A 21572-nucleotide genomic window follows, 5' to 3' on the forward strand; every position below is an offset into this window, starting at 1 on the left:
AACACGCCCATGGATGGCAACGATCATTATCGTACTCGGACTGTTATTGACCTTATTTGGTATCAGTTTCTCGATTTTAACGGGTGTAGCCAACATATCTTACGAAACGATTTGGCAAGCTTTGACTAATTACGATGTAAGCAATGAACAACATACGATTATCCGAGAACTACGCTTGCCGCGCGCATTGGCTGGTGCATTAGTGGGAGCCGCATTCGCAGTTTCCGGAGCAATTATTCAAGGAATGACTCGCAATCCCATTGCTGATACTGGTCTACTTGGCATTAACGCTGGCGCTGGACTGGCACTTGTTCTTGTTTTTGCTTTCCTTCCTGCTTTGCCTTTTGAATTCATCATTCTTTTTTCATTTATCGGGGCAGGTCTTGGTGCTTTACTCGTATATGGAATTGCTTTCATGTCAAAAGGCGGTATGTCACCGCTTAAGTTGGTACTTGCTGGGGTCGTAGTCGGCTCTCTAACCACGGGTATCAGCCAGGCTGTTTCATTACTATTTCAGATCAATTACGATTTAGCATTTTGGTCAGCCGGTGGAATATCGACAGCTGAATGGTTTCAAGTGTCTGTAATGATGCCATGGATTATAGGTGGACTAATTGTAGCGATGCTTCTGTCTCGTTCCATTACCGTTCTTAGTCTAGGCGAAGACATAGCATCTGGACTCGGACAGCGAACGAAGTTGGTAAAAGGACTTGGAACAGTTGTCATTATGGTTCTTGCAGGAGCCTCTGTTTCCACTGTAGGTGGCGTTGCATTTATCGGATTAATGGTACCTCATATTGTCAGATTTCTAGTTGGCGTGGACTATCGTTGGATTATTCCCTGCTCAGCAGTGGTGGGAGCTGTACTAGTCATCTTTGCTGATGTTGTAGCGAAGATGATCGCTGCTCCTTATGAAACGCCACTAGGTGCAGTTATCGCAGTAATTGGGGTTCCATTCTTCCTGTACCTAGCCCGTAAGGAAAGGAGGGAGCTGTAATGAGCACAGAATTGTTCAATCCACTCCGCCAAAAACGTAGTATCAAGCTTGTAATTATCATGTTCACTTTACTCATCGTCGGCTTCTTCATTAGCTTAAATGTTGGGCGATACAGCATCCCTCCGATGGAAGTACTGCAAACTTTGATGGGGAATGGTTCTAAAAAACAAAACATAGTTTTATTTGACCTTCGCTTACCCCGTATGATTATCGCAGTTTTAATGGGGATGGGGCTAGCAGTATCAGGGGCCGTGCTCCAAGGAATTTCCCGTAATGGATTGTCAGACCCTGGCATCCTCGGCATAAGCTCTGGGGCTGGGTTGGCTGTGCTGTTGTTTGTATCTTTCTATCCTAGTAACAACATGGCATCCCCCTTCTTTATGCCATTTCTTGCACTTGTCGGAGCGGGTTTAACCGCTATCCTGATTTATATTTTGTCTTATAAAAAAGGGCACGGTATTTCACCTACACGGTTACTTCTTACGGGGATAGCGGTTGGTGCAGGGTTAAGTGCAGTTAGCATCATTTTGACGCTTCAGCTGAACCCACGGAACTTGGAGTTCGTAGTAACATGGCAAATGGGATCTTTATGGGGTTCTAACTGGAAATTTGTTCTTGCACTGCTACCTTGGATTGTTATCTTGCTTCCCTTCGTTTACTGGAAGTCCAAAATACTCAACATGCTTAGCATGCATGAACAAATTACAGGAAGCTTAGGCGTTTCAATCCATAGAGAACGTCTTGTGTTACTCGCCTCAGCTGTCGGTCTAGCAGCTGCCAGTGTAGCAATCGGCGGCGGCATTGGGTTTGTAGGCCTGCTAGGTCCTCATATTGCGCGAAGATTGGTAGGTCCACAACACCAATTTATGTTGCCTATTACTGCATTTGTTGGTGGGTTACTTGTTCTGACAGGCGATACAATCGGGCGAAGTTTTATGGAATATACAGAAATTCCTGCAGGTGTAGTAATCTCATTACTCGGAGGTCCGTACTTTATCTACCTACTCATGAGAACTAAAGGTTAAACCAAATTTAAAGAAATTGGAGAGATAATACTATGACTAAGCACAAAACCATCATAACGTTGCTACTTTCAGCTTCACTTGCTCTTACAGCATGCGGAACCGATGAAACAAATAACTCTAATTCAAATACAAATAATAAAGCGGATTCCGAGAAGAGCTCAGAACAATCTGGATTCCCACGTACTATCGAGCACGAGATGGGTGAACTCACACTGAATGAGCCGCCTAAGAGAATTGCGAGCGTCGATATTATGGCAACAGACTACTTACTTGCACTTGATATTGCACCGATTGTGTCAGAGGGCTTTGGCACAAAAGACAAGTCCCCTATCTTCAACAAATATGCTGAAGGTAAAGATGTGACCGATCTCGGAGGTAAGACAAATCTTGAAACGTTGCTCGAGCTCGAGCCTGACCTGATCGTTATGAGTAACACAAGCTCCAATAAAATGGATAAATTCGATGAATTTAATAAGATGGCCGACAGTGTTGTCATTGATTTTACCGTAGATGCTCCTACTAGGCTTAGAAAATTTGCAAAGATTGTTGGCAAAGAGGATAAAGCCGAGGAAGTCATCGCTTCATTCAATAAGCTTAAAGAAGAAGCGACTACTGTAGCAGCCGACCATAAGGATGAGACCGTTTTGTTCCTTGTATCTAATGGTAAAGATTTCACCGTTATTCATCCGAACAATTTTCCAATTTACTATGAGGAAGTTGGTCTGAAACCTGTAGAAGGATTACCGCTGGAAGGAAAGATTGGCGGTCGAATCGGTATTGAGGCACTGAGTGAGTTTTCTCCAGACCATATCTTTATTGCAGAAAACCGCAGACAAATGAACCCAGATGATCCAGAAGCGCTTATTAATATCTGGACGGATAATCCAGTATGGAAAAACTTAAAAGCAGTTAAAAACGACCAAGTATACTCAGTCGATACACTTGTCGGAGATACCTTTTTCTTAGGGCAAGTTGCAGGAATGGAAGCGATTAAAGAAAATCTTGGGAAGTAACGATTTAGAGGTATTTCAATAGCTCTGTGCGGTCAGATATAGAGGAATAATTTTGCCCCTCCCGCACATGGAATGGAGATGTAAAATGATTCAAACAGAAGCACTAACAATTGGCTATGAAGAACGCATCATTGTGGAAGAACTGCAATTGCATATCCCTGAGAAAAAAATCACGGCGTTAGTCGGTGCCAATGGTTCCGGAAAATCCACGATATTAAAAACGATGGCACGCCTGCATAAACCAAAAAAGGGCGCTGTATACCTCGATGGTAAATCCATTCATGGACAGAAAACGAAAGATGTAGCAAAACAGCTAGCAGTGTTACCTCAAAATCCGACTGCACCTGACGGCCTAACAGTAACCGAGCTTGTATCTTATGGTCGATTTCCACATCAGTCTGGTTTCGGGTCATTAACATCTGAGGATAAGGAAAAGATCACATGGGCAATAGAAATAACCAATATGATGGAGTTTGCTAACCGTCCAGTGGACATGCTTTCCGGTGGCCAACGACAAAGGGCTTGGATCGCTATGGCACTTGCGCAACAAACTCCAGTACTTTTCTTAGATGAGCCAACTACCTTTCTAGATATGGCCCATCAAATAGAAATACTACATTTGCTAAAAAAGCTAAACGAAGAGGAACAGAGGACCATTGTTATGGTCGTTCACGATCTCAATCACGCAAGCCGTTTTGCACACCATATCGTGGCCATCAAAGATGGAAGTGTCATTAATAGTGGCAGTCCTGCGGAAGTAATGACACCAGAAGTGCTACAATCCGTGTTTGGCATTAAAAGTGACATTATCGTAGATCCTCGCAGTGGTCTCCCCCTTTGTTTGCCTTACGCACTAGCTTATTAGTATAAATATGGAGGAGAGAGTTATTATGCAAAATAGTACATTTCCAGTAGCTAAAGCGATTCAAGAAAGAAGAACAATAAAGCAATTCAAGACCGATCCGATTGAGGAAGAATTATTGCTTGAATTATTAAATACAGCAAGCTGGGCTCCTAACCATGGACTCCGCGAGCCTTGGAGGTTCATATTGTTTGTAGGAGAAGGTAAGCAATTTCTGATCAGTAAAATTGCAGAAAGCGCCAGAAAGCCAAAGGACCCTGTGAAACTGATGCAAGTACCCGCTTACTTGGCCGTCATCATTAAAGAGGATGAACGTCAGCGTCAGTTGGAAGAAGATATGCTCGCAGCTGGTACCTTCGTCCAAAACCTTCAACTTGCAGCATGGGAACGTGGTATCGGTGTAAAATGGTTAACAGATCCTTATACTTTTAGACCCGAATTCAGGACGAACATCGGGCTAAACTCGAACGAAAAGCTAATTGGGTTACTGCAAATCGGATATCCCGATACCATTCCTGAAGCCAGACCAAGGACTCCTATACAGGACAAGCTCACCGTCGTTCGTACTCTTTGATAAGTTGAGACTTATTAGGACGACTATTGAGTATTCGTATGTTACCTCTAGTATTCCTATTCCAAAATGGACCATTAGTAGATAGAAGTATGTTAATTTCTAATGTATTGTCGTAAGAAGGTAAAAACACGTCAAGTCCCTACTTATAAGGGTTTGACGTGTTTTATTTTAGGTAAAAACTTGTTCTATTTAGCTCTTCACATAGTAGGAGGAGGTATTACCCGCTCTAGTTTTCATTACACAGCTCACGTGTTAATACAACATTGAAATAAAGTTTGATTGTTTTCACTCAGGTAGTCGATGGAGAATCATTCAATAAAGCCAATTACATAGCCTTCATATAAATCTTTTCTTTCACCTTAACATTTTAAATTCAGACTCACCAGGACTTCAACGATCTCAAGATGAATAAGCTTACTTTATAAAAATCGAATGCTAAAAACAGGAATATATAACTACCTTTTTAACTACATTCGCAATTGTCGAAAGCATTTCCGGCATGCTAAAATATATTGAATTTATATCCAAAGAGGAAGTGTGAAACTCAAAAGAAGTCCGATATTGGCTGTACACTCATTGTGAAAGACTGTATTTGTTTTTGAAATTCAAACAAATGAAGAGGTGTTCGAAGTTGATAGCGGAAACAAAAGAGCAAACAATATTCAATCATATAGGGAAAAAAATCACAGTGGACCGGGACATTGAAATCATCGCCAAAGTCGAGGAACCCCTCGTCGTCGTCCTTGGAAACATGTTGAGTGACGAAGAATGCGATGAACTGATCCAGCTGTCAAACGCTAAGATGAAGCGATCCAAAATCGGCACGACACGGGAAGAAAACGACATCAGGACAAGCAGCAGCATGTTCATCGACGAAACCGACAATCTGATTATTACGCGGATCGAAAAGCGAATCGAAGCCGTCATGAACATCCCGATCGAGCACGGCGAAGGTTTACAAATCCTGCGCTACGCCCCCGGCCAGCAATACAAAGCACATCATGATTATTTTTCATCGACAAGCAATGTCACGAACAACCGGATCAGCACACTCGTCATGTATTTGAATGACGTCGAACAGGGCGGTGAAACGTTCTTCCCCCACCTGAAACTGTCCGTAACCCCCAAAAAAGGGATGGCCGTCTACTTTGAGTATTTCTATAACGACCCTGACCTGAACGACATGACTCTGCACGGCGGAGCTCCAGTGGAAATCGGTGAGAAATGGGTCGCAACCCAATGGATGCGAAAACAGCGGATACGATAACTAATAGGAGAAGATACGGAACCCCATGCCTGCGAGAATAACTTTCTTAATTGTCTAAATAGTATAAACATATAATATCAAATGAGCATCCTCTGCCAACAATGGGCAAGGATGCTTATTTTAGTGAATAGCATTTATTATTATGGAAAAAGTTCGGGCATTACCACATCCAACGCTGCATAAGTTCCAGAATCAATCCAATCCGAAGAGTTTTTTTCGTCTCCAGAACGTTCTTCTGCAGGGGGATTGTCGAGAACATGCTGAGCACGAATGCCATGAGGCGCAATCGCGATGACGATTTTTACCTAGCCTATGCAATAATTGATCGACCTCACCGGAATGTCTTCCTCTCGTTTGCCCACCGCTTTTGCAACGACACGGCGGCATAGTGGCCAAAGATTAGGATCGTAAAATTATACCCTTTCTCATTAAGCTCCGACACCTCATTGAACTACCATTTCAATTACGCACTGATCCCTCAACCAACTGCGATCAAGACGAGACTCACTTGAACCAAGCGTCAGTTCTTGTTGTTGTTCTTACAGTTTATACCATCCCTAATCTCCTAATGGGTCCCTCTTTTTCTACATCATTTCCAACCTGGTTAACGGGGCAATAGGTATTTCTTTTTCTGCCAGAAGGAAGTAACAATTGAAACAGCAGATGGACAGCTGTCTACGTAAGCTACATGTCTCTTGATTCTACTAGAGACGGCCGATTAGATTCGACAAACCCGTATACACCAGCAACACAACCCAGACCACAACAACACCGATCCAACCGGCACGTCGCTGATCCGCAGCTGCCAACAACTCATCAGATGCCGTCCGGGCTTTCAGCTTCCGCAGTTTCCGAATCACAAATCGCCGATACAGCCCTGTCCCGAAGAATCCAAGGAAGACGCCCATTGCAATTATTAAAACGTTCACGATCAAATCCGCATCGAACCCGAGTGGCACAGCCAAGACATCGATCAGCAGGAACACAGCTAATATTCCCGCCACTAGCCCGTACATCTTGCGATAGCCCATCCAAAGGAAGATGAACAAGAACGCACCCCAGTTGAAAGAATGTTTCTTAGTCTCATTCCAGTGAAAGATGTAATAATTGTCATTCGGTCCGATTAGCAGGCGGATGGCGTCTGCATCGAGGTCAGGCTGGAGGTTGGTTTGTTGTATGGTCATAGGTCACTTCCTTTTCGTGTCGTGTAAGGTGTCGTTATACATTCAGACGCTTTAACCTTACTGCATGTCACCATACTCACTCTTCTCGAGGATCTCCTCCGACGGCATATTCGTCCACTCGACAATGGAGACATCCGGATTTTCTTGGATAAAGCGATCCATGATTTTGTTACCAATCTTATAGTTCGCCCATCTCGGCAGTCCTTTGGAACCATCTCCATGGAAGAAGAGCTGTTGCAGTACAGGATCAGTGGATGCCTTCTGATCTTTCAAGACGGTCCACGTATCCTTTTCGTCGGTGTCAGTGGAAAAATCACTATATCCCGTTCGAACATTCGGATAGAGGATGCGCGCGAATGTATCCGCTTTCCCTTCGATCAGAACAAAATCCAATAGAGTATTCCCTGTAGACACCTCTGACTTTTCTTTCAAAACGGAGTGATGATACTCGTGGGCAACGGTATGTTTTAATGGGGCATCAGTCAAAAACGGAGGAGCAATTTGAAGCAGAACCGTATTTTCATCAAACGCAACACCAGTCACTCCATCCATTTTTTTCATCGTGAATGCATCGTCCGGATTGGCGGGCAGGACATAGACGTATTTCGACACACCCGGCTGCAGACGGTCTGCAGATTCTTTCAGGGCATCCACAATCAGTGTGTGGATAATCTCCTGATTGTCTGAAAGGGACTGAAGATACTCCTCTAACAGAGCTGGGCGCATAGGTGTGCTCAAATAGTATTGCTTCAGCAGCGCTTGCCCATTACCGCCCGCCATCGGATCAACCACGGTTTCCAAGAACAAATCATCCAAGTGATCCGGTTGCGCTTCCGCTTGCTCGATGTAGTCTAGGAAGGGCTTATAGAAATAAATGATCTGAAATACTTGGCCGTTGTACAAAAAGGTCTCTCCATCGGGTACTTTTAAGGAAGATGTGGTTTTTTCAGTGTCTGTATGTAGTTCCTCTTGTTCAGCTACTTCTTTTTCTTCTGCGTTAGGATGTTTAGTTTTTTCCTCAATCTCGCTGCAACCAAAAAGTGTAAGTGTTGCCAAAGCACAAAATAGTAAGACAATTATTCTCATTGCTATCCTCCAGATGAAAATATAGTTGGGTTGTCACTTAAGTGACCCTACAATTACGGGATGAATCCCTATTAAGGTCAAAAGTAGTCATCATGCAAGGTGCCAGCGCTCCAAACGTTCATGTTTGTTTAAACATTCATGATTGCTTGTCACACAGGCACCCTTAAATTAGGAAAAGTTAGAGCAGCATCCCCAGAAAGGATTCAAAGTTCACACCCGCAACTGTTGGAATACACTCTTCTGAGGTCGACTGGATGGCGGCAGATAGAAACTTCTCTGCGAGCTCCATGGTCTCTACTGGATTCTGGCCACACATCAGGCCGCCCATCATGACGGAAGCAAACAGATCCCCCGTCCCGGAATAACTCTTGCCGTTATACGTTTGAAGACTTTGATACGAATTGGAGCCATCCATATACATATTACCGACAAGCCTTTTTCCTTCTAGCGCCGGCGGATTTAACCCGGTAATGATGACTTTAGCACCTGAGTCTGCCTGCAGCTGCCGGCCTGCTTCCTCGACGGCAGCGAGATATTCTACATTCGTCCTATATGTCTGCAGTTTGTCATGCGACAGACCTGTCAGCAAACAGCATTCTGTCACGTTCGGGGTAATGACATCTGCACACTTCACCAGTTCTTTCATAGAGCCGATCAACTCATCCGTAAACACATCATACAACTGTCCTCTGTCGCCCATGACTGGATCTACTAGCAGTGTTGTGTCTTCCTTGTAAAACGTATGTAAAAACGAAAAGATATGATCGATCTGCTCTCTTCCTGTCACAAACCCTGTATGGATGCCATCAAAAGCAACGCCCAATTTATGCCACTCCTCGATGAAACGGGGCATCTTCCCCGTTAAATCTTCACTATGGTAACTAGGATATTCCGTCTGCGACGTCAAAATGGCAGTGGGCAGGGGGACGGCCTGAATCCCCATAACAGATAACACGGGGATAGCCGCCGTGAGCGAGCACTTGCCAAAGGAAGATAGATCCTGGATGACCGCAACTTTTTTCAATAGAACTCCCACCTAACTCTTCGATACTTGTATTGCTTCCATCCTACCATAAGAAAGGGAAAGCAAAAATACAGAAAACCTCAATTTCTTCCTCATAAAACTGACCCCTAACAATTTAATAAAACTGGCACTTTCTCAACGGTCAGCCATTCAGTAAACTAAAAAGTATCAACATTCTATAAAGCAAGGAGATGAATGCCCGTATGCAAACGGTACAATACCAAACATCGACTCAGTTACGTACAAAAACAATGGATCTCGTGCTGACAGCCATTCTGTCGAGCATCGTATTAGTGTCCACCGTCTTCATCAACATCAAACTGCCGATTGGACAAGGCGGCCTCATCCATCTCGGCACCGGCGCACTCTTCACCGCCGCGATTCTTTTCGGTCCAAAAAAGGGAGCACTGGCCGGTGCAATTGGGATGGGCTTATTCGACATCTTCGGCGGCTGGTTCATCTGGGCACCAACGACCATCATCGCCCGCTTCCTGCAAGGCTACATCGTCGGAAAAATCGCCTGGTCGAATGGCCGTCGAGGCGACAGCGTAAAACTCAACATCGTCGCAGCCGTAGCCTCCACCCCCGTCATGCTCGCCGTCTACTACATCGGGCAGGCGATCATGTACAACAACTGGGCCGCGCCACTCGCTTCCATTCCGGGAGATCTGATTCAGAGCTTGGTCGGCATGCTGATTGCCATTCCGCTGTGTCTCACGTTGAAGAAGACGCCGTTCTTTAGGAATCGGTTTTAAAGGCATAGTGGTGAATAAAACCACGTCATTAATTACTGGAATGCTGTACATTCTCGGAATCCCTTTATATATCAGATTTAGAGCACATTTACTCTAGTTGTATTTCCAGCCCGTTCTCCTAAGTCATTATCGTCTTTCAAATCTAGTTTTCGTGCGAGAAGGAGTAGACCAAACGTCTACTCCTTTCTGCATGTCTATGTTATTCATTAGCTTATCCTCTTGTCTTGCTCAAACAATCGCCGACGAAGCACAAGAGCCGAACTAGCGAAGATTACAAAAGCTGTCGCTGCCCCAGCAACGACTATCGTCCATCCAATCCCTATGGGAGTGTTGAATAACAGAGAAACCGAAATGATTAAAATGGCTCCTGTTAACGCCATACCTAGGATTGTAAACGCTAAAATTTTATGCATTCAAACACCACCTTACACTAAAGCGAAACAACCTAAAACTCCTGCTATACTAGCGTTGAATATCCACCGATCCCTGCAGCATATAGGAATCGGGGCTGCACAGAATCCGCCACAGGCAAGTGCAATTAGAAAACCTATCATACAGCCCCCTCCATGTCAAGCTGCCACTGATTTAATGCTCATCGGTTAAATTCAAGAGTTTACAGGTTCTCCTGCAAGCAGTTCCTCATCTGTCATTTAGGAATCGTTTTACTTGCGTCTTCTGAACATCTAGCTACCCGTTGACATATACTTATAGACATCTGCACAAATAAAAAAGCAACTTCAGACTAACCTTCTTCTCTTTTTAAATAAGCTATAAGATAGAATAGAGAAAATAATTTACATATACCATAACCATACTAATGGAAACTATTAGAATCTGTATAGACTCATTGCTCCCCATCTCCCCATACACGTTTTATTAAAATGCAGAAAATCCTTCACAACCAGCAATTGTATTACAACGATAATGATAATTTGTTCATATTTAATTTTTTTTGGAGGGATGAAATGTGTGGCAAAATGAACAGAGATATTTTCCTTATTACCAACGTAATTGTTCTAACTTTGCTTGTTTAAATCCCTATTGTCAATGTGGGGAGATTTGTCAGTGTAATCATAGTCAACAATGTCATGATGGATGGGGAAACACCCCTCATGATAAGAAGCAGAAAGTTAGTTTAAAAAGTTCAATGCGTTTAGTTTGGGAACAACATGTGTACTGGACGAGAATGACGATAATAAGCATGGTTTTCGGTTTACCTGATGTCGATTCTACTACTAACCGTCTGCTCCAAAATGCTAACGATATGGGGAACTTACTAAAGCCTTTCTATGGAAATAAAATAGCCGCCATGTACAGCAATTTAATAAGAGAGCACTTGATTATTGCTGCGGAACTTGTTAAAGCTGCAAAAGTGGGAAATCAGAAAGATGTAGCAGCCTTAGAGAGAAAATGGTACGAGAATGGGAAAGATGTAGCCGAATTTCTAAGTAGAATAAATCCTTTTATTTCAAGAGATGAATTCCAAAAAATGTGGTTTGAGCATCTGGCTCTTACCAAACAGGAAGCAGTATTTATGCTACAACAAGATTTTGAATCGAGTATTGCTGTATTTGATAAAATTGAACAGCAAGCTCTTGAAATGGCTGACACAATAACGACAGGAATCGCAAAGCAATTCGTGCCATTGTTGTAAAGTAAAGTGTTAGGTGTCTGTACAAGAAACTTTTATGTTTGTTTAATCATTCATGATAGTTCAGCGCACAGACACCACCTTTTAAAAGCAGTCCCTATTTCAGTTTTGCCGGATAACTTATATGACTCCGGATCCGACTTACCAAGCTACCTTCGTCGGCCCTAACCAACACTTATTCCAAATGAGACGTATCATATTTTAATATAAACTCACTGGTTATACTGTTTACCTTAAGCAAAGTCAAACTTGTTGGAGGTATAGGTGCAGTGGACCATAAATCCTCAAGAGGTTTGTTCTCAAAGTGATGAATCAGTAGTTTAAGCGCAATAGAATGAGAAACTATACAAACAGATTCATAAGGGTGTTGTGTAACAATCCGGTTTACGGTTGTTACCATTCTAGATTGGACATCACGAAAGTCCTCCACTGTATTGTTCGAAAAAAGATGAGGAGTTTGCCAAAAACATTGCCAGTCTTCCGGGGACTCCCTTTCATTCACTTCAAATGTTTTGCCCTCCCAATTCCCAAAGGAGATTTCCCGTAACCTATCCGTTTGAATTACTCGCAAAAGTCTTTTCCCTTTAATCAGTTCAGCAGTATTCACTGCCCTACCACTCGTACTTGAATAAATAGCGTCAAATTGAACATCAGACAACCTTACGGCTAATTGTTTTGCTTGGTTCGTCCCCTTCTCCGTTAACGGAGAGTCCTTCCATCCTTGCATCAGTTTTTGTGTATTCCACTCAGTTTCTCCGTGTCTGGTCAAATATACATGTGTACTCATATTTCCCTCCGGTTACTTTCGTTCTCCCATCTGGACCAGTTGCAAATATGTTCATCGAGAATTTATTGTATGGTGAATGTTTGAATAAGACAGGGCTCATCATCGATATGTTTTTTCGTTTCTTCGAAGTCAATCTTGAGTTGTTGATAGATTTTCTTCCAGAAAAGAATGGCCGGTTGATTTTCCGTAAGCTCAATCACAAAATAGGAACCCCGTTTTTCTTTGAATAATGTCTCTATCGATTGCTTACCGAATCCTTTCCCCCTGTACTTATTCAGTATGAAAATATCATTGATGCCAAAATCATACTCCTTTTTTAGAAACGGACGCTCCAGCAGCAGTAGAAAACCAATCACATCGTCCTGATGTTTTATGAAATACGGAGAAAATCCTTCTTCGTTCCACAACAGATCTAAGTCATCAAAATGGAACGCACCATCTGCACTGATATCCAGGGTTTCAGTGAATCTCGAAAGGTCATGGAGATAAAGAGAATAAAGATTTTTAACGATATGTATCTCGTTGTTAATAACTTCTTCAAGCATAAGATTCATAACAAAGTCTCCCTTTTATATGTTTCAACTGATTTGGAACAGTTACCTTGTGCAAGGGTTATCGAACTCTGTGACTCCGAATGTTATTTAACAGTATTCCTCTCAATCTATAACAACCATTCAATTTGAAGTATTAAAAAATTATACATAAATGGGTGCATTATTGTTTTACAGAAACTTTTAGAGATGTTCTAAAGTTGATCTACAAACGTTTACGATAGCTTATGTACCGCATTAGTATTTTTCAATTTTGATTGTTATATTTTCTTCGCTTATTGTTGCTTTTTCTGTTTCAGAAACTTTCTTTATAGAATCTTCAACTATTTGTTGAAACAGTGTCTCATCAACTTTTTCATTCTTTGGGTAACTTACAGATACAGCCATTTCTTTAACAGTACCATCTATCATTATTGCGGTAGATTCTCTATCAAGTTTCGTTTGTTTAGTAATAGATGCTAGTATCTCATCTTTCAACTTTGCAAAAAAATTCAATTCTGATGATAGTTCAACATCATTTTCCTCGTTTTCCGAATCCTCTAGTACTACCACTTCCCGCTCTCCATTACATCCAACTAACAAAATTGAACTAAACAAAACCCCTGACATTATGATTCTTTTTATCATCACCGCTTCTCCTTTTAAAAAAATTATCGATTCTACAACCATTTTCCACACAGATATTTAACGATTTTTTTGGTGGAGGTTTCAAATGAAGTGATTATCTTCGTCAACTGAATGGTTGATAGTAAAATAACAGTATTTACGCCATCATACCATAATCACCCAATTTTGAGTTATTAAAAAATAACTCAAAATTGGGTGTTTTACGAAACATTTTCTTCCTAGAGCGATTTAAAAGACTCGTTATCATAACTATGACAATAGAAAACAAGAATCGCTGCCTGTACACGACACAATCTTTAATATTCATAAGTTACGTATTACAATTTTACAGGCTCATTTCAATTTAGAGGAAACGGGGTCGTTTAGTATAATTTTTTTTATCAGTCATCCCCTACTTAAATTAATAATGTTGTACATTAAGGAACATAGGATGTACTGGAATTAGAGGAAATTAGAAGAGTTGGCCAATTTGTTTAACTAAGCCTATTTCAAATTACACAAAGTCCATTATGACAAAAATAACATCCCTTACACATGGGGGAAAGCCATAAACTATTAGTTGATGATAAAGTTGAGAAATTGAGAGTGTCTTATGAACATACGAACTCATCCGTTAGAATGCCTATAGTGCAAGTAGTCGAAGATAAATGAGTTGAACTGATAGAAGAGGAATTAGGCTACTTGTCGCCAGTGCACCACTAATTCGAACAATAATCAGTATTGTTCTGGGGTATTATGAAATTGTATCTCATCGTCAACGGGTGTTTAGAGTTTAATCAATGAGTTAACAATATTTTTATCTTGTTTAAAAAAATCATCTTCTTCATCAATTTCAAGTAATACTACTGAACCGCCATCTTCTGAAGAGAATAACATTTTATTTTCAATAGTCCTTATGTCCAATTGAAAATAGGATACGAGAGATGATCCAGTAGTGAAGGCTCCATCATGTATAATATCTCTTACTTCATTGGAAACTGGAAGTTTCATAACTCTCTGCATAAAGATATTTTCTTCACATCCCTCAGCAAGAGTTTCTAGAATCTTTATGTGAGGTGTTGGAAAATCATCATCGTCATACTCCTCCCAGTAAGTTAAAAATAGAAAATCTCCTTTGTCGACATAGTATTTGAAAACTTTTACCCATTTTTCTTCGTTTATCTTGTCCATCTCTTCAGTCTCACTCAAGTTACCTGTATCCATGAGATAATTCATAGTGTCATCCCTCCATTTATCATAGATATACTTTTCTGAGCGGCTAGGCTTGTCTTACTCTAGCCATTGGCCATAACAGACTATTACAATAAGAGCTATTAGCAAACCTTTACTCTGATAGTTGTTACTTAAGCATACTCCAATTAACTCCTTCGACATACTGTGCATTGCATTTGGTGCACCATTTTCTTTGAGTCCAGGGTGGTGATTTTTATACTCTTTTTTTGTAGTACTCTGCCAAATATTCCAACAAACAGATCCATTAGTTGTTTTTGCGGTTATATGATAATTTCTTATATCAACGTAAGAGGTACCGTTATTTTTAATAATGATTAAATTTGTGTGATATGTTTTTCCTACAGAATGGCCTGTATATCCATTATGTATATACAATACCCTTGCTTTAATATTTGGAGCAACTTGAATTGTTTTGTAAACTTGTGCACTGCAAGAAGCAGATGTCTCTCTTGACGTAGCGTTAACAACAGAACCATTGCAGAGAGGCTTAAAAGGAATTTTGATTAATTTTTTTAGTTTTAGGTGTCTGTGCAATAAACTTTTATGGTAGTTTAAACATTTATGACTGTTTTGCTCACAGCGTCCTCATTAAACGAATGGAAAAGTCTGCGTCATATCGCTGTTGTCTTCACAAGCATTGAACTAACGCCTAGAAAAATCGCTAACGATTTCGATATTAATTTGTCAGAGTTTTTGATTTCAATATATTCCGATAATAACATGGAAATTAATAGCTTTATAGAGAACCAAAGTCCTGCGGGTGTTTATAGTAAAAGTATAAAATGAGATATATTTGACAAAACAAATAAAAAAAATTTGTAATTGCGCATTTAATTGCAAGTGTAAGTGTTTAAGTAATGCACGTCGATTCGTCCTTTTTATCATTCTGATAATTCAAGCAGGTGCATATATGTTATATAATATAAATTTGAAATTCAAAATCTAAATTCCTGGTGGTGTAGATTTTTTGAAAGAATTTAATTACCATATTCTCGTTGCTATCGTAAACGTTATACTATTGGGATTCATATGTCTTTTTTTGCTAATCGCTAGTTTTAGTGTTAGCGCACCTATAGATGATCCTATTGATAAAGTATCTCGAAACATTTCTACTGGTTTTATGTTTGTCTTGTGGGCAGTTAATTATTGGCTCCAATACAAATCCAAGAAGAAAAAATGGTATCTGCCATTAGCTGGAGCTGTTCTTTACGTTGCAATCGTTTTTATTGTCTTGGGATATGTTACCCCATTCCTACGTGCGTTACTTATTAAATAAGTCCGCAATCATTCGCAAATGCGTCATATCTGATTCCGGCACGGATTGTAGTATCTCATGGCCCTTTTAATCCATCCATACATTTAAGCAGATTACTATGAGCAGTACATCTTGGTTTTCGATTTGAGCCTTGGAGTTCCTCATCCTGTTTTGAACAACAACGGTCAATCGCATTGATTGCTGTTCCTCCGCCAGCATTATAATGTGAGGTGCCTGTGCAAGAAACTTTCATGTTTGTTTAAACATTTATGATTGTTTCGCGTACAGGCACCTACTTTTGAACCTCCCGCATTTCTCAATACCAACATTTGCAAGTTTTTTGCACTATATCATTTGAACTTTAATGTCATTCGAAGCATATCTTATTAGAAAAGTATGTTCGAAAGGTGACTAGTTGTATGGAAATACAGTTATTATCTTTTATGGATGGTTTGCACGTAGGCGAACCGAAACAAGCCGTTGAATTGTGGATATTAGGCGTAAACAATCGAAGTGGTGCTGTTCAATATGCAATGTTGTCCCCTTCTCTTCAAAAACAGTCAAGGAGAAAATTTGAGCAAAACCACTGGGTAACAGGACAGTCAAGCCCTTGGGTTAGTAACTTTCGTCTTACTAAAGTAGAAAAGCTTAGCGAATCCAAATTGCGGTATACCGTTAAATACGATTTAGAGACATCATATAAAAATTTTGGTAGCGGACAGAAGATTATTATCGTGGAAAAGAATTTAGAACCATTTAGAGAGTATTGGTTTATTTCATCAATAACAACAAAATATAATCAATGGGAAGCATTTACCCCAGCCGAGACAGTTTTAAAATAGAGCATTGCAGTTAGCAATCAAGTAAAGAGCAGTTTTTTGAATAAACGTATTTAAACTAACTGGTGCTTAGATTAATAAGACCTGGACTTGAGTTTATGATTGATTCTCATATATGCAAGTCCTTTTTTTATGCCCTCACAGTCTCCCCTGTAGTTTCACCGTTAGCTCTGTAGCAACTATTTGACAATCTGTGTGAATGATTCCTACTTCACTATTAAAGATTACAGGTGCTAATGGCTCGTTAAACGCTACAACTACACATACAGACTTCTATACACAAGTATTTGGAAATATGTTACACTACAATAAACAGCTGATTATTCAGTCTATATGCCGTCAGACAGATTACTTCAATAGTGAAATACATGAAACTTTTAATTGAACACTACGCATATATTGAAAAATGGAGGTGAATATAATGCATTGGATTTTCTGGGGTTCCATTGTAACTTTTCTTGTAGTCATCAATCTTGTAGATTTTTTGACTAGGCGGAAAAATAATTTTAGTGACCAGGAAAAATCATTGAATCAGAACACAGCGAGAGCCGACACTCTACGAGAAGTGGGGCGTCCTGACAATTACAATATGCCGCAATAAAACTCTTTTGAACTTCAATGAAAGGGAGCTTTTGTTATGCTCTCGCAAGCGCTTTACAGAAGCTTGAAGGCTATTGAAATACGCTAAACAGTTCCTCACAAAGCTCCAAATACACATTTGCTAAAGGCTCTCTATGCTCCACTGTAATTGCCTTTAGTTGCTTCTTCTCCTTTAGTGTTAGGTGCCTGTGCAAGAAACTTTTATGTTTGTTTAAACATTCATGATTGTTCCGCGCACAGGCACCTACTTTTGTTTGTTGTGGTCATGCGTTTCAACTTGTGAATTCAGCAAACATACATACGTGGTATCATAAAGAAAGAAGCAGTGATAAGGAGCGAAAAATGTGAGGTTGAATCAATATATTAGTTCTTCTGGATTCTGTTCCAGAAGACAAGCTGAGCGATTTATTACTGCTGAGAAAGTTTTAGTGAATGGCGAGATTGCACGTCATGTATGTTTTATTGAAGAGAACGACGTAGTCGAAGTGAACAGTCACAGAATTAAACACACATCCGAAAAAATCTATTTGAAGTTTAACAAACCAAGCGGGATTACTTGTACAGCCTTACCTACTATTGAAAATAATATTATCGACTATATAGCCTATCCTGAACGTATTTTCCCGGTCGGACGTCTAGACAAAGAAACTGAAGGTCTTATTCTATTAACAAATGACGGAAGCATTGTAAATAAGTTAATGAAAGAAGAAAACCATGAGGAAAAAGAATATCTAGTAACCGTTGATAAAAGGATTACAGAGTCTTTTATAGTCGGTTTATCAAGCGGTGTGGATATTTACAATCCTAGAAAAAAAGACATTTCCAGAACAAGTGCCTGCTCAGTACTTCAGCTTGATGATTATACGTTTCGGATAACACTCTCCCAAGGATTAAATCGACAAATCCGTAGAATGTGCAGACATTTTCAATATACTGTTAGACACTTAAAGAGAGTTCGAATTAAGCATATTCAGCTCGGATCACTAGAGATCGGCCAATGGCGCTGCTTGACTGAAGAAGAAATAGCAGATTTACTTAGGTAGCCATTGCATTTTAGTATCAGGTGCCTGCGCAAGAAACTTTCATGTTTGTTTAAACATTCATGATTGTTCCGTGCACAAGCACCTACTTTTAATTAGTTGAACTGATAGAAGATGAATCAGAATAATCGCCGCCTGTATATCACCAACTCGAACACCAATTTGAATACTTCTGGAGTTGTGTCCTGCACAGCTCTCTTTAGAACACAAAAAAACACCGGATCTGTTTTCCATCAACAGATCCGGTGTTTTCACTTTACTTTACGTCCCAGGAGGGATTCGAACCCCCGACCGATGCCTTAGAAGGGCATTGCTCTATCCAGCTGAGCTACTGAGACAACTGCGTCAAATTCATAAATGACTTGAACGACAGGTTTTATTATATGCAAAAAACGAATAGAAGTCAACAGGTTTTTAATTTGTTGTGAAAATAACTTTTTCTACCGCTTCTCCAGTGTCTGGACTGCGGAATGTCACCTTGAGGGAATCCTCTTGTTCGATGACTGCATATGTTGCCACTCGTCCATCTCTAGGAAGTAATGTACTCCCTGGATTCACGTAGAGCACACCCTCTTGCAATTCCGCTCCATATAGGTGCGAGTGACCAAATAACACGACGTTGGCGTTTACTTGCTCTGCAGCGTATTTCAGTTGCATGAGTGATTGTTTTACGCCGTGTTGGTGACCGTGAACCATTAAGATTTTTAGAGTACCTACTTCAGAAACCACTGATTCAGGAAATGTTGCGTTCCAATCGCAGTTCCCTTGAACGATTTCCATTCCTTGCAAGATGTTCGCATCTACCGCCAATTCACTATCCCCACAGTGGAAAAATGCATCTGCATCGGTTTCCCGGTTGCGAATCGCTTGGATTGTCTCCTGATCACTGTGGGAATCGCTCATTACGATCAATTTCATGCGTTCATCCCCGCCTCGCCAATCAGATTCGGAAGTTCTTTTTCGAATTTACGCATCGCTACGCCACGGTGTGAAATCGCTGCTTTTTCAGCTGGCGTCAACTCCGCCATTGCTTTTCCTTCTGAAGGTACGTAGAAAATTGGATCGTACCCGAAGCCATTCTCCCCATGACGTTCAAATAGAATTGAGCCATCACAACTTCCAGAAAACGTTTTTGTTTCGATTCCAGGTCCTGCTATCGCTAACACGCAACGGAAGCGTGCATTCCTAGAGCCTTCAGGAACGTCTTTAAGACCGTTTAGCGCTTTATCGATATTGGCCTCATCATCTTTCGGTTCTCCTGCGTATCGGGCCGAGTAGACCCCTGGTTCGCCGTTTAATGCATCAATCTCAAGACCACTGTCATCAGAAATGACCCATTTACCTAGAATCTGCGCAGTTTCCTCTGCTTTAAGAATCGCATTCTCTTCAAAAGTCGTTCCTGTTTCCTCAACTTCGATCGGCTCTTCCAAATCTTTCAGAGAAATCACTTCAATACCATGAGGTTTGAACAACTCTTCAAAATCTCTCACTTTTCCTTTATTGTTCGTTGCGACTAAAACTTGTTTCATTTTGCAGCCTCCTCTTTAGATTCGATCAGGTCACAAATCGAGCCGAGTGCTAGTTTTTGTAGGTCGATCAATTGTTGGATGCCGTCTTCAGCAAGGTCTAGTAATCCATTCATCTCTTTGCGAGTAAATGTAGATTCTTCTCCTGTACCTTGTAACTCGACAAACTCCCCTTCGCTAGTCATAACGACGTTCATATCCACTGCTGCCGATGAATCTTCAATGTAATCCAAATCGAGGATAAGCTCGTCTTGTTCTGATTTCCCAACACTCGTTGCAGCTAAATATTGAGTAATCGGGAACTTTGGTAATTTCTTTTGCTCCACAATGCCTGCAGTTGCTAGCGCCATAGCAACAAACGCACCTGTAATTGACGCTGTGCGCGTTCCGCCATCCGCTTGGATGACGTCACAATCAATCCAAATCGTCCGCTCACCGAGTGCTTCTAGGTCAATTACGGCACGTAGCGCTCTTCCGATTAAACGCTGGATTTCCATCGTACGTCCACCAATTTTACCCTTCGTTGCTTCACGTTGTGTACGCTGCCCCGTTGCTCTTGGAAGCATTGAATATTCTGCAGTAACCCAACCTTTTCCGCTACCACGCAAAAATGGAGGTACCCGGTCTTCAACGGACGCATTACAAATCACCTTTGTATTCCCAATTGTGATTAGAACTGATCCTTCAGGATGAAGTAAATAATCTTTTTCAATCTGCACATTTCTTAGTGCGTCAACTGCTCGTCCATCATGTCTCATTCATATATTCCTTCTTTCTTTTCATCCATCCATCTTATCATAACCATTCAAACCCACGCAAAAACCCGGCAACCAGCACGCCGGGTTAATGAATGTAATTTCTAGTACACGTTAAAGAATTAGCTTCTCCACAACTGGATCCACTATATGTAACCAATCTTTTACGATTAACTCAAAATGATCTGGGTTCCCCGTCGTGAAGAATGTAGAGCGTTGTTCCGTCGAAGCTTCTCTGTGAAGTTGTAACTCATCCAAAATCCGAATTGCCATATCGGCTGTTGCAGAACCAGAAGTAATGAGCACTGACCCCGCAGGCAAGTGTTTCTGTATGAAATGGGACAACAACGGAAAATGTGTGCATCCCAAAATCACGGCATCGAAAGTCTCAGAAGATAGGGGTGCAAGCGTCTTTTCGACGACTCGGTCCGCCTCTTCCAACTTATAAACGCCACGTTCTACGATTGGAACAAATTCAGGACACGCGAGTCCATGAACGCATGCATCAGACGACAACGCTAAAATCGCATGGTCATATGCCTGACTCTGCACAGTCCCACTTGTCCCGAGAACAACAATCTGTTTCGTCGCGGATTTTTCAACCGCTGTCCGTGCACCTGGTTCAATTACACCGATAATCGGAAAGTCGAACAAAGGTTGTACGTGTTCCAACGCAAATGCGGTCGCCGTGTTACAAGCAATAACGACCATTTTGACGCCAAATTCGTTGAGCGCACTGATTAATTCTTGAGTGAATTTGACGACTTCTTGTGGAGACCGATTGCCATATGGGCAGCGAGCGTCATCTCCTATGTATAAAAATTGTTCGTTCGGCATCCTCTTCAGGAGCTCGTCCATCACTGTAAGCCCGCCAACTCCTGAGTCAATGATGCCGATTGGTAAATCCGATAATTCTTTCAT

General features: G+C 41.1%; 23 protein-coding genes and 1 tRNA gene. 11 read left to right on the forward strand and 13 right to left on the reverse strand.

The genetic code is table 11. The features are described 5' to 3' along the window. Window positions 1–13 precede the first annotated feature (13 nt). The 6 genes from M3197_RS07690 to M3197_RS07715 all read left to right on the forward strand — a co-directional run bounded on the left by M3197_RS07690 (window position 14) and on the right by M3197_RS07715 (window position 5738). A complete protein-coding gene (locus M3197_RS07690; protein WP_251661013.1) occupies window positions 14–997 on the forward strand; it encodes a FecCD family ABC transporter permease in 984 nt (327 codons plus the stop codon). After that, window positions 997–2022: a FecCD family ABC transporter permease gene (locus M3197_RS07695; RefSeq protein WP_251660385.1), complete on the forward strand. Its 1026-nt coding sequence runs from the start codon at window positions 997–999 to the stop codon at window positions 2020–2022. Before M3197_RS07690 ends, M3197_RS07695 begins: the two co-directional genes overlap by 1 nt. Before the next feature lie 32 nt (window positions 2023–2054). Continuing rightward, on the forward strand, window positions 2055–3035 hold the full coding sequence (locus M3197_RS07700; RefSeq protein ID WP_251660386.1) for an ABC transporter substrate-binding protein: 981 nt from the start codon (window positions 2055–2057) through the stop codon (window positions 3033–3035). An 85-nt stretch (window positions 3036–3120) separates the two neighbouring features. Continuing rightward, a complete protein-coding gene (locus M3197_RS07705) occupies window positions 3121–3900 on the forward strand; it encodes an ABC transporter ATP-binding protein (protein WP_251660389.1) in 780 nt (259 codons plus the stop codon). A 25-nt stretch (window positions 3901–3925) separates the two neighbouring features. Beyond that, on the forward strand, window positions 3926–4471 hold the full coding sequence (locus M3197_RS07710) for a nitroreductase family protein (protein WP_251660391.1): 546 nt from the start codon (window positions 3926–3928) through the stop codon (window positions 4469–4471). A gap of 613 nt (window positions 4472–5084) precedes the next feature. Continuing rightward, on the forward strand, window positions 5085–5738 hold the full coding sequence (locus tag M3197_RS07715) for a 2OG-Fe(II) oxygenase (RefSeq protein ID WP_251661015.1): 654 nt from the start codon (window positions 5085–5087) through the stop codon (window positions 5736–5738). 704 nt (window positions 5739–6442) lie between these two features. Here the strand turns inward: M3197_RS07715 and M3197_RS07720 are convergent. The 3 genes from M3197_RS07720 to M3197_RS07730 form a co-directional block, all read right to left on the reverse strand. Further along, complete coding sequence (locus tag M3197_RS07720; RefSeq protein ID WP_251660393.1) at window positions 6443–6922, reverse strand: DUF2628 domain-containing protein; 480 nt, start codon at window positions 6920–6922, stop codon at window positions 6443–6445. Between the two features lie 57 nt (window positions 6923–6979). Then, on the reverse strand, window positions 6980–8008 hold the full coding sequence (locus M3197_RS07725) for a DUF2268 domain-containing putative Zn-dependent protease (RefSeq protein WP_251660395.1): 1029 nt from the start codon (window positions 8006–8008) through the stop codon (window positions 6980–6982). A gap of 178 nt (window positions 8009–8186) precedes the next feature. Continuing rightward, a complete protein-coding gene (locus tag M3197_RS07730; protein WP_251660397.1) occupies window positions 8187–9032 on the reverse strand; it encodes a pyridoxamine kinase in 846 nt (281 codons plus the stop codon). Between the two features lie 203 nt (window positions 9033–9235). On the opposite strand from M3197_RS07730, the gene M3197_RS07735 reads away from it, so the two are divergent. Then, the gene (locus M3197_RS07735) at window positions 9236–9787 is read left to right on the forward strand and encodes an ECF transporter S component (RefSeq protein WP_251660400.1); all 552 of its coding nucleotides are present in this window, start codon (window positions 9236–9238) and stop codon (window positions 9785–9787) included. A 206-nt stretch (window positions 9788–9993) separates the two neighbouring features. Here M3197_RS07735 and M3197_RS07740 read toward each other — a convergent pair whose 3' ends face one another. Further along, window positions 9994–10200 (reverse strand): hypothetical protein, encoded by a 207-nt coding sequence (locus tag M3197_RS07740; protein ID WP_251660402.1) that lies wholly within the window; start codon window positions 10198–10200, stop codon window positions 9994–9996. A 554-nt stretch (window positions 10201–10754) separates the two neighbouring features. Between M3197_RS07740 and M3197_RS07745 the strand changes: the two genes are divergently transcribed. Then, complete coding sequence (locus M3197_RS07745) at window positions 10755–11441, forward strand: acetylglutamate kinase (RefSeq protein ID WP_251660404.1); 687 nt, start codon at window positions 10755–10757, stop codon at window positions 11439–11441. Between the two features lie 172 nt (window positions 11442–11613). Here the strand turns inward: M3197_RS07745 and M3197_RS07750 are convergent, their stop codons facing one another. The 4 genes from M3197_RS07750 to M3197_RS07765 form a co-directional block, all read right to left on the reverse strand. Beyond that, window positions 11614–12225 carry a histidine phosphatase family protein gene (locus M3197_RS07750; RefSeq protein WP_251660406.1) on the reverse strand — a complete coding sequence of 204 codons (612 nt, stop codon included), beginning with the start codon at window positions 12223–12225 and terminating at the stop codon, window positions 11614–11616. A 62-nt stretch (window positions 12226–12287) separates the two neighbouring features. Then, entirely contained in the window at window positions 12288–12779 is a 492-nt protein-coding gene (locus tag M3197_RS07755; RefSeq protein ID WP_251660408.1) for a GNAT family N-acetyltransferase, read from the reverse strand. A gap of 234 nt (window positions 12780–13013) precedes the next feature. Further along, window positions 13014–13403 (reverse strand): topoisomerase, encoded by a 390-nt coding sequence (locus M3197_RS07760; protein WP_251660410.1) that lies wholly within the window; start codon window positions 13401–13403, stop codon window positions 13014–13016. A 765-nt stretch (window positions 13404–14168) separates the two neighbouring features. After that, window positions 14169–14618, reverse strand: coding sequence for a hypothetical protein (locus M3197_RS07765; protein ID WP_251660412.1), 450 nt, complete (start codon window positions 14616–14618; stop codon window positions 14169–14171). A gap of 1138 nt (window positions 14619–15756) precedes the next feature. On the opposite strand from M3197_RS07765, the gene M3197_RS07770 reads away from it, so the two are divergent. The 3 genes from M3197_RS07770 to M3197_RS07780 all read left to right on the forward strand — a co-directional run bounded on the left by M3197_RS07770 (window position 15757) and on the right by M3197_RS07780 (window position 18373). Continuing rightward, window positions 15757–15912 (forward strand): hypothetical protein, encoded by a 156-nt coding sequence (locus M3197_RS07770; protein WP_251660415.1) that lies wholly within the window; start codon window positions 15757–15759, stop codon window positions 15910–15912. 398 nt (window positions 15913–16310) lie between these two features. Then, on the forward strand, window positions 16311–16733 hold the full coding sequence (locus tag M3197_RS07775) for a hypothetical protein (protein ID WP_251660417.1): 423 nt from the start codon (window positions 16311–16313) through the stop codon (window positions 16731–16733). A 941-nt stretch (window positions 16734–17674) separates the two neighbouring features. Continuing rightward, window positions 17675–18373, forward strand: a complete 699-nt coding sequence (locus M3197_RS07780) for a pseudouridine synthase (protein ID WP_251660420.1) — start codon at window positions 17675–17677, stop codon at window positions 18371–18373. A gap of 261 nt (window positions 18374–18634) precedes the next feature. Here M3197_RS07780 and M3197_RS07785 read toward each other — a convergent pair. The 5 genes from M3197_RS07785 to murI all read right to left on the reverse strand — a co-directional run bounded on the left by M3197_RS07785 (window position 18635) and on the right by murI (window position 21572). Next, window positions 18635–18708, reverse strand: a tRNA-Arg gene (locus M3197_RS07785). Between the two features lie 76 nt (window positions 18709–18784). Further along, entirely contained in the window at window positions 18785–19288 is a 504-nt protein-coding gene (locus tag M3197_RS07790) for a metallophosphoesterase (RefSeq protein WP_251660421.1), read from the reverse strand. Continuing rightward, window positions 19285–19899: an XTP/dITP diphosphatase gene (locus M3197_RS07795; RefSeq protein WP_251660423.1), complete on the reverse strand. Its 615-nt coding sequence runs from the start codon at window positions 19897–19899 to the stop codon at window positions 19285–19287. The genes M3197_RS07790 and M3197_RS07795 overlap by 4 nt, the downstream gene beginning before the upstream one ends. Continuing rightward, window positions 19896–20654 (reverse strand): ribonuclease PH, encoded by a 759-nt coding sequence (gene rph / locus M3197_RS07800; protein WP_251660425.1) that lies wholly within the window; start codon window positions 20652–20654, stop codon window positions 19896–19898. The genes M3197_RS07795 and rph overlap by 4 nt, the downstream gene beginning before the upstream one ends. A gap of 111 nt (window positions 20655–20765) precedes the next feature. After that, window positions 20766–21572, reverse strand: coding sequence for a glutamate racemase (murI, locus tag M3197_RS07805; protein ID WP_251660427.1), 807 nt, complete (start codon window positions 21570–21572; stop codon window positions 20766–20768).

The organism is Sporosarcina aquimarina (assembly GCF_023715615.1).
GTDB classification, from domain to species: Bacteria; Bacillota; Bacilli; order Bacillales_A; family Planococcaceae; genus Sporosarcina; species Sporosarcina aquimarina_A.

Coding starts and splice junctions, on each gene's coding strand:
- M3197_RS07690 (WP_251661013.1), top strand. CDS start 14: ATGGCAACGATCATTATCGTACTCGGACTGTTATTGACCTTATTTGGT.
- M3197_RS07695 (WP_251660385.1), top strand. CDS start 997: ATGAGCACAGAATTGTTCAATCCACTCCGCCAAAAACGTAGTATCAAG.
- M3197_RS07700 (WP_251660386.1), top strand. CDS start 2,055: ATGACTAAGCACAAAACCATCATAACGTTGCTACTTTCAGCTTCACTT.
- M3197_RS07705 (WP_251660389.1), top strand. CDS start 3,121: ATGATTCAAACAGAAGCACTAACAATTGGCTATGAAGAACGCATCATT.
- M3197_RS07710 (WP_251660391.1), top strand. CDS start 3,926: ATGCAAAATAGTACATTTCCAGTAGCTAAAGCGATTCAAGAAAGAAGA.
- M3197_RS07715 (WP_251661015.1), top strand. CDS start 5,085: ATGAAGAGGTGTTCGAAGTTGATAGCGGAAACAAAAGAGCAAACAATA.
- M3197_RS07720 (WP_251660393.1), bottom strand. CDS start 6,922: ATGACCATACAACAAACCAACCTCCAGCCTGACCTCGATGCAGACGCC.
- M3197_RS07725 (WP_251660395.1), bottom strand. CDS start 8,008: ATGAGAATAATTGTCTTACTATTTTGTGCTTTGGCAACACTTACACTT.
- M3197_RS07735 (WP_251660400.1), top strand. CDS start 9,236: ATGCAAACGGTACAATACCAAACATCGACTCAGTTACGTACAAAAACA.
- M3197_RS07740 (WP_251660402.1), bottom strand. CDS start 10,200: ATGCATAAAATTTTAGCGTTTACAATCCTAGGTATGGCGTTAACAGGA.
- M3197_RS07750 (WP_251660406.1), bottom strand. CDS start 12,225: ATGAGTACACATGTATATTTGACCAGACACGGAGAAACTGAGTGGAAT.
- M3197_RS07755 (WP_251660408.1), bottom strand. CDS start 12,779: ATGAATCTTATGCTTGAAGAAGTTATTAACAACGAGATACATATCGTT.
- M3197_RS07760 (WP_251660410.1), bottom strand. CDS start 13,403: ATGATAAAAAGAATCATAATGTCAGGGGTTTTGTTTAGTTCAATTTTG.
- M3197_RS07765 (WP_251660412.1), bottom strand. CDS start 14,618: ATGAATTATCTCATGGATACAGGTAACTTGAGTGAGACTGAAGAGATG.
- M3197_RS07770 (WP_251660415.1), top strand. CDS start 15,757: ATGTTTGTCTTGTGGGCAGTTAATTATTGGCTCCAATACAAATCCAAG.
- M3197_RS07775 (WP_251660417.1), top strand. CDS start 16,311: ATGGAAATACAGTTATTATCTTTTATGGATGGTTTGCACGTAGGCGAA.
- M3197_RS07790 (WP_251660421.1), bottom strand. CDS start 19,288: ATGAAATTGATCGTAATGAGCGATTCCCACAGTGATCAGGAGACAATC.
- M3197_RS07795 (WP_251660423.1), bottom strand. CDS start 19,899: ATGAAACAAGTTTTAGTCGCAACGAACAATAAAGGAAAAGTGAGAGAT.
- rph (WP_251660425.1), bottom strand. CDS start 20,654: ATGAGACATGATGGACGAGCAGTTGACGCACTAAGAAATGTGCAGATT.
- murI (WP_251660427.1), bottom strand. CDS start 21,572: ATGAAAGAATTATCGGATTTACCAATCGGCATCATTGACTCAGGAGTT.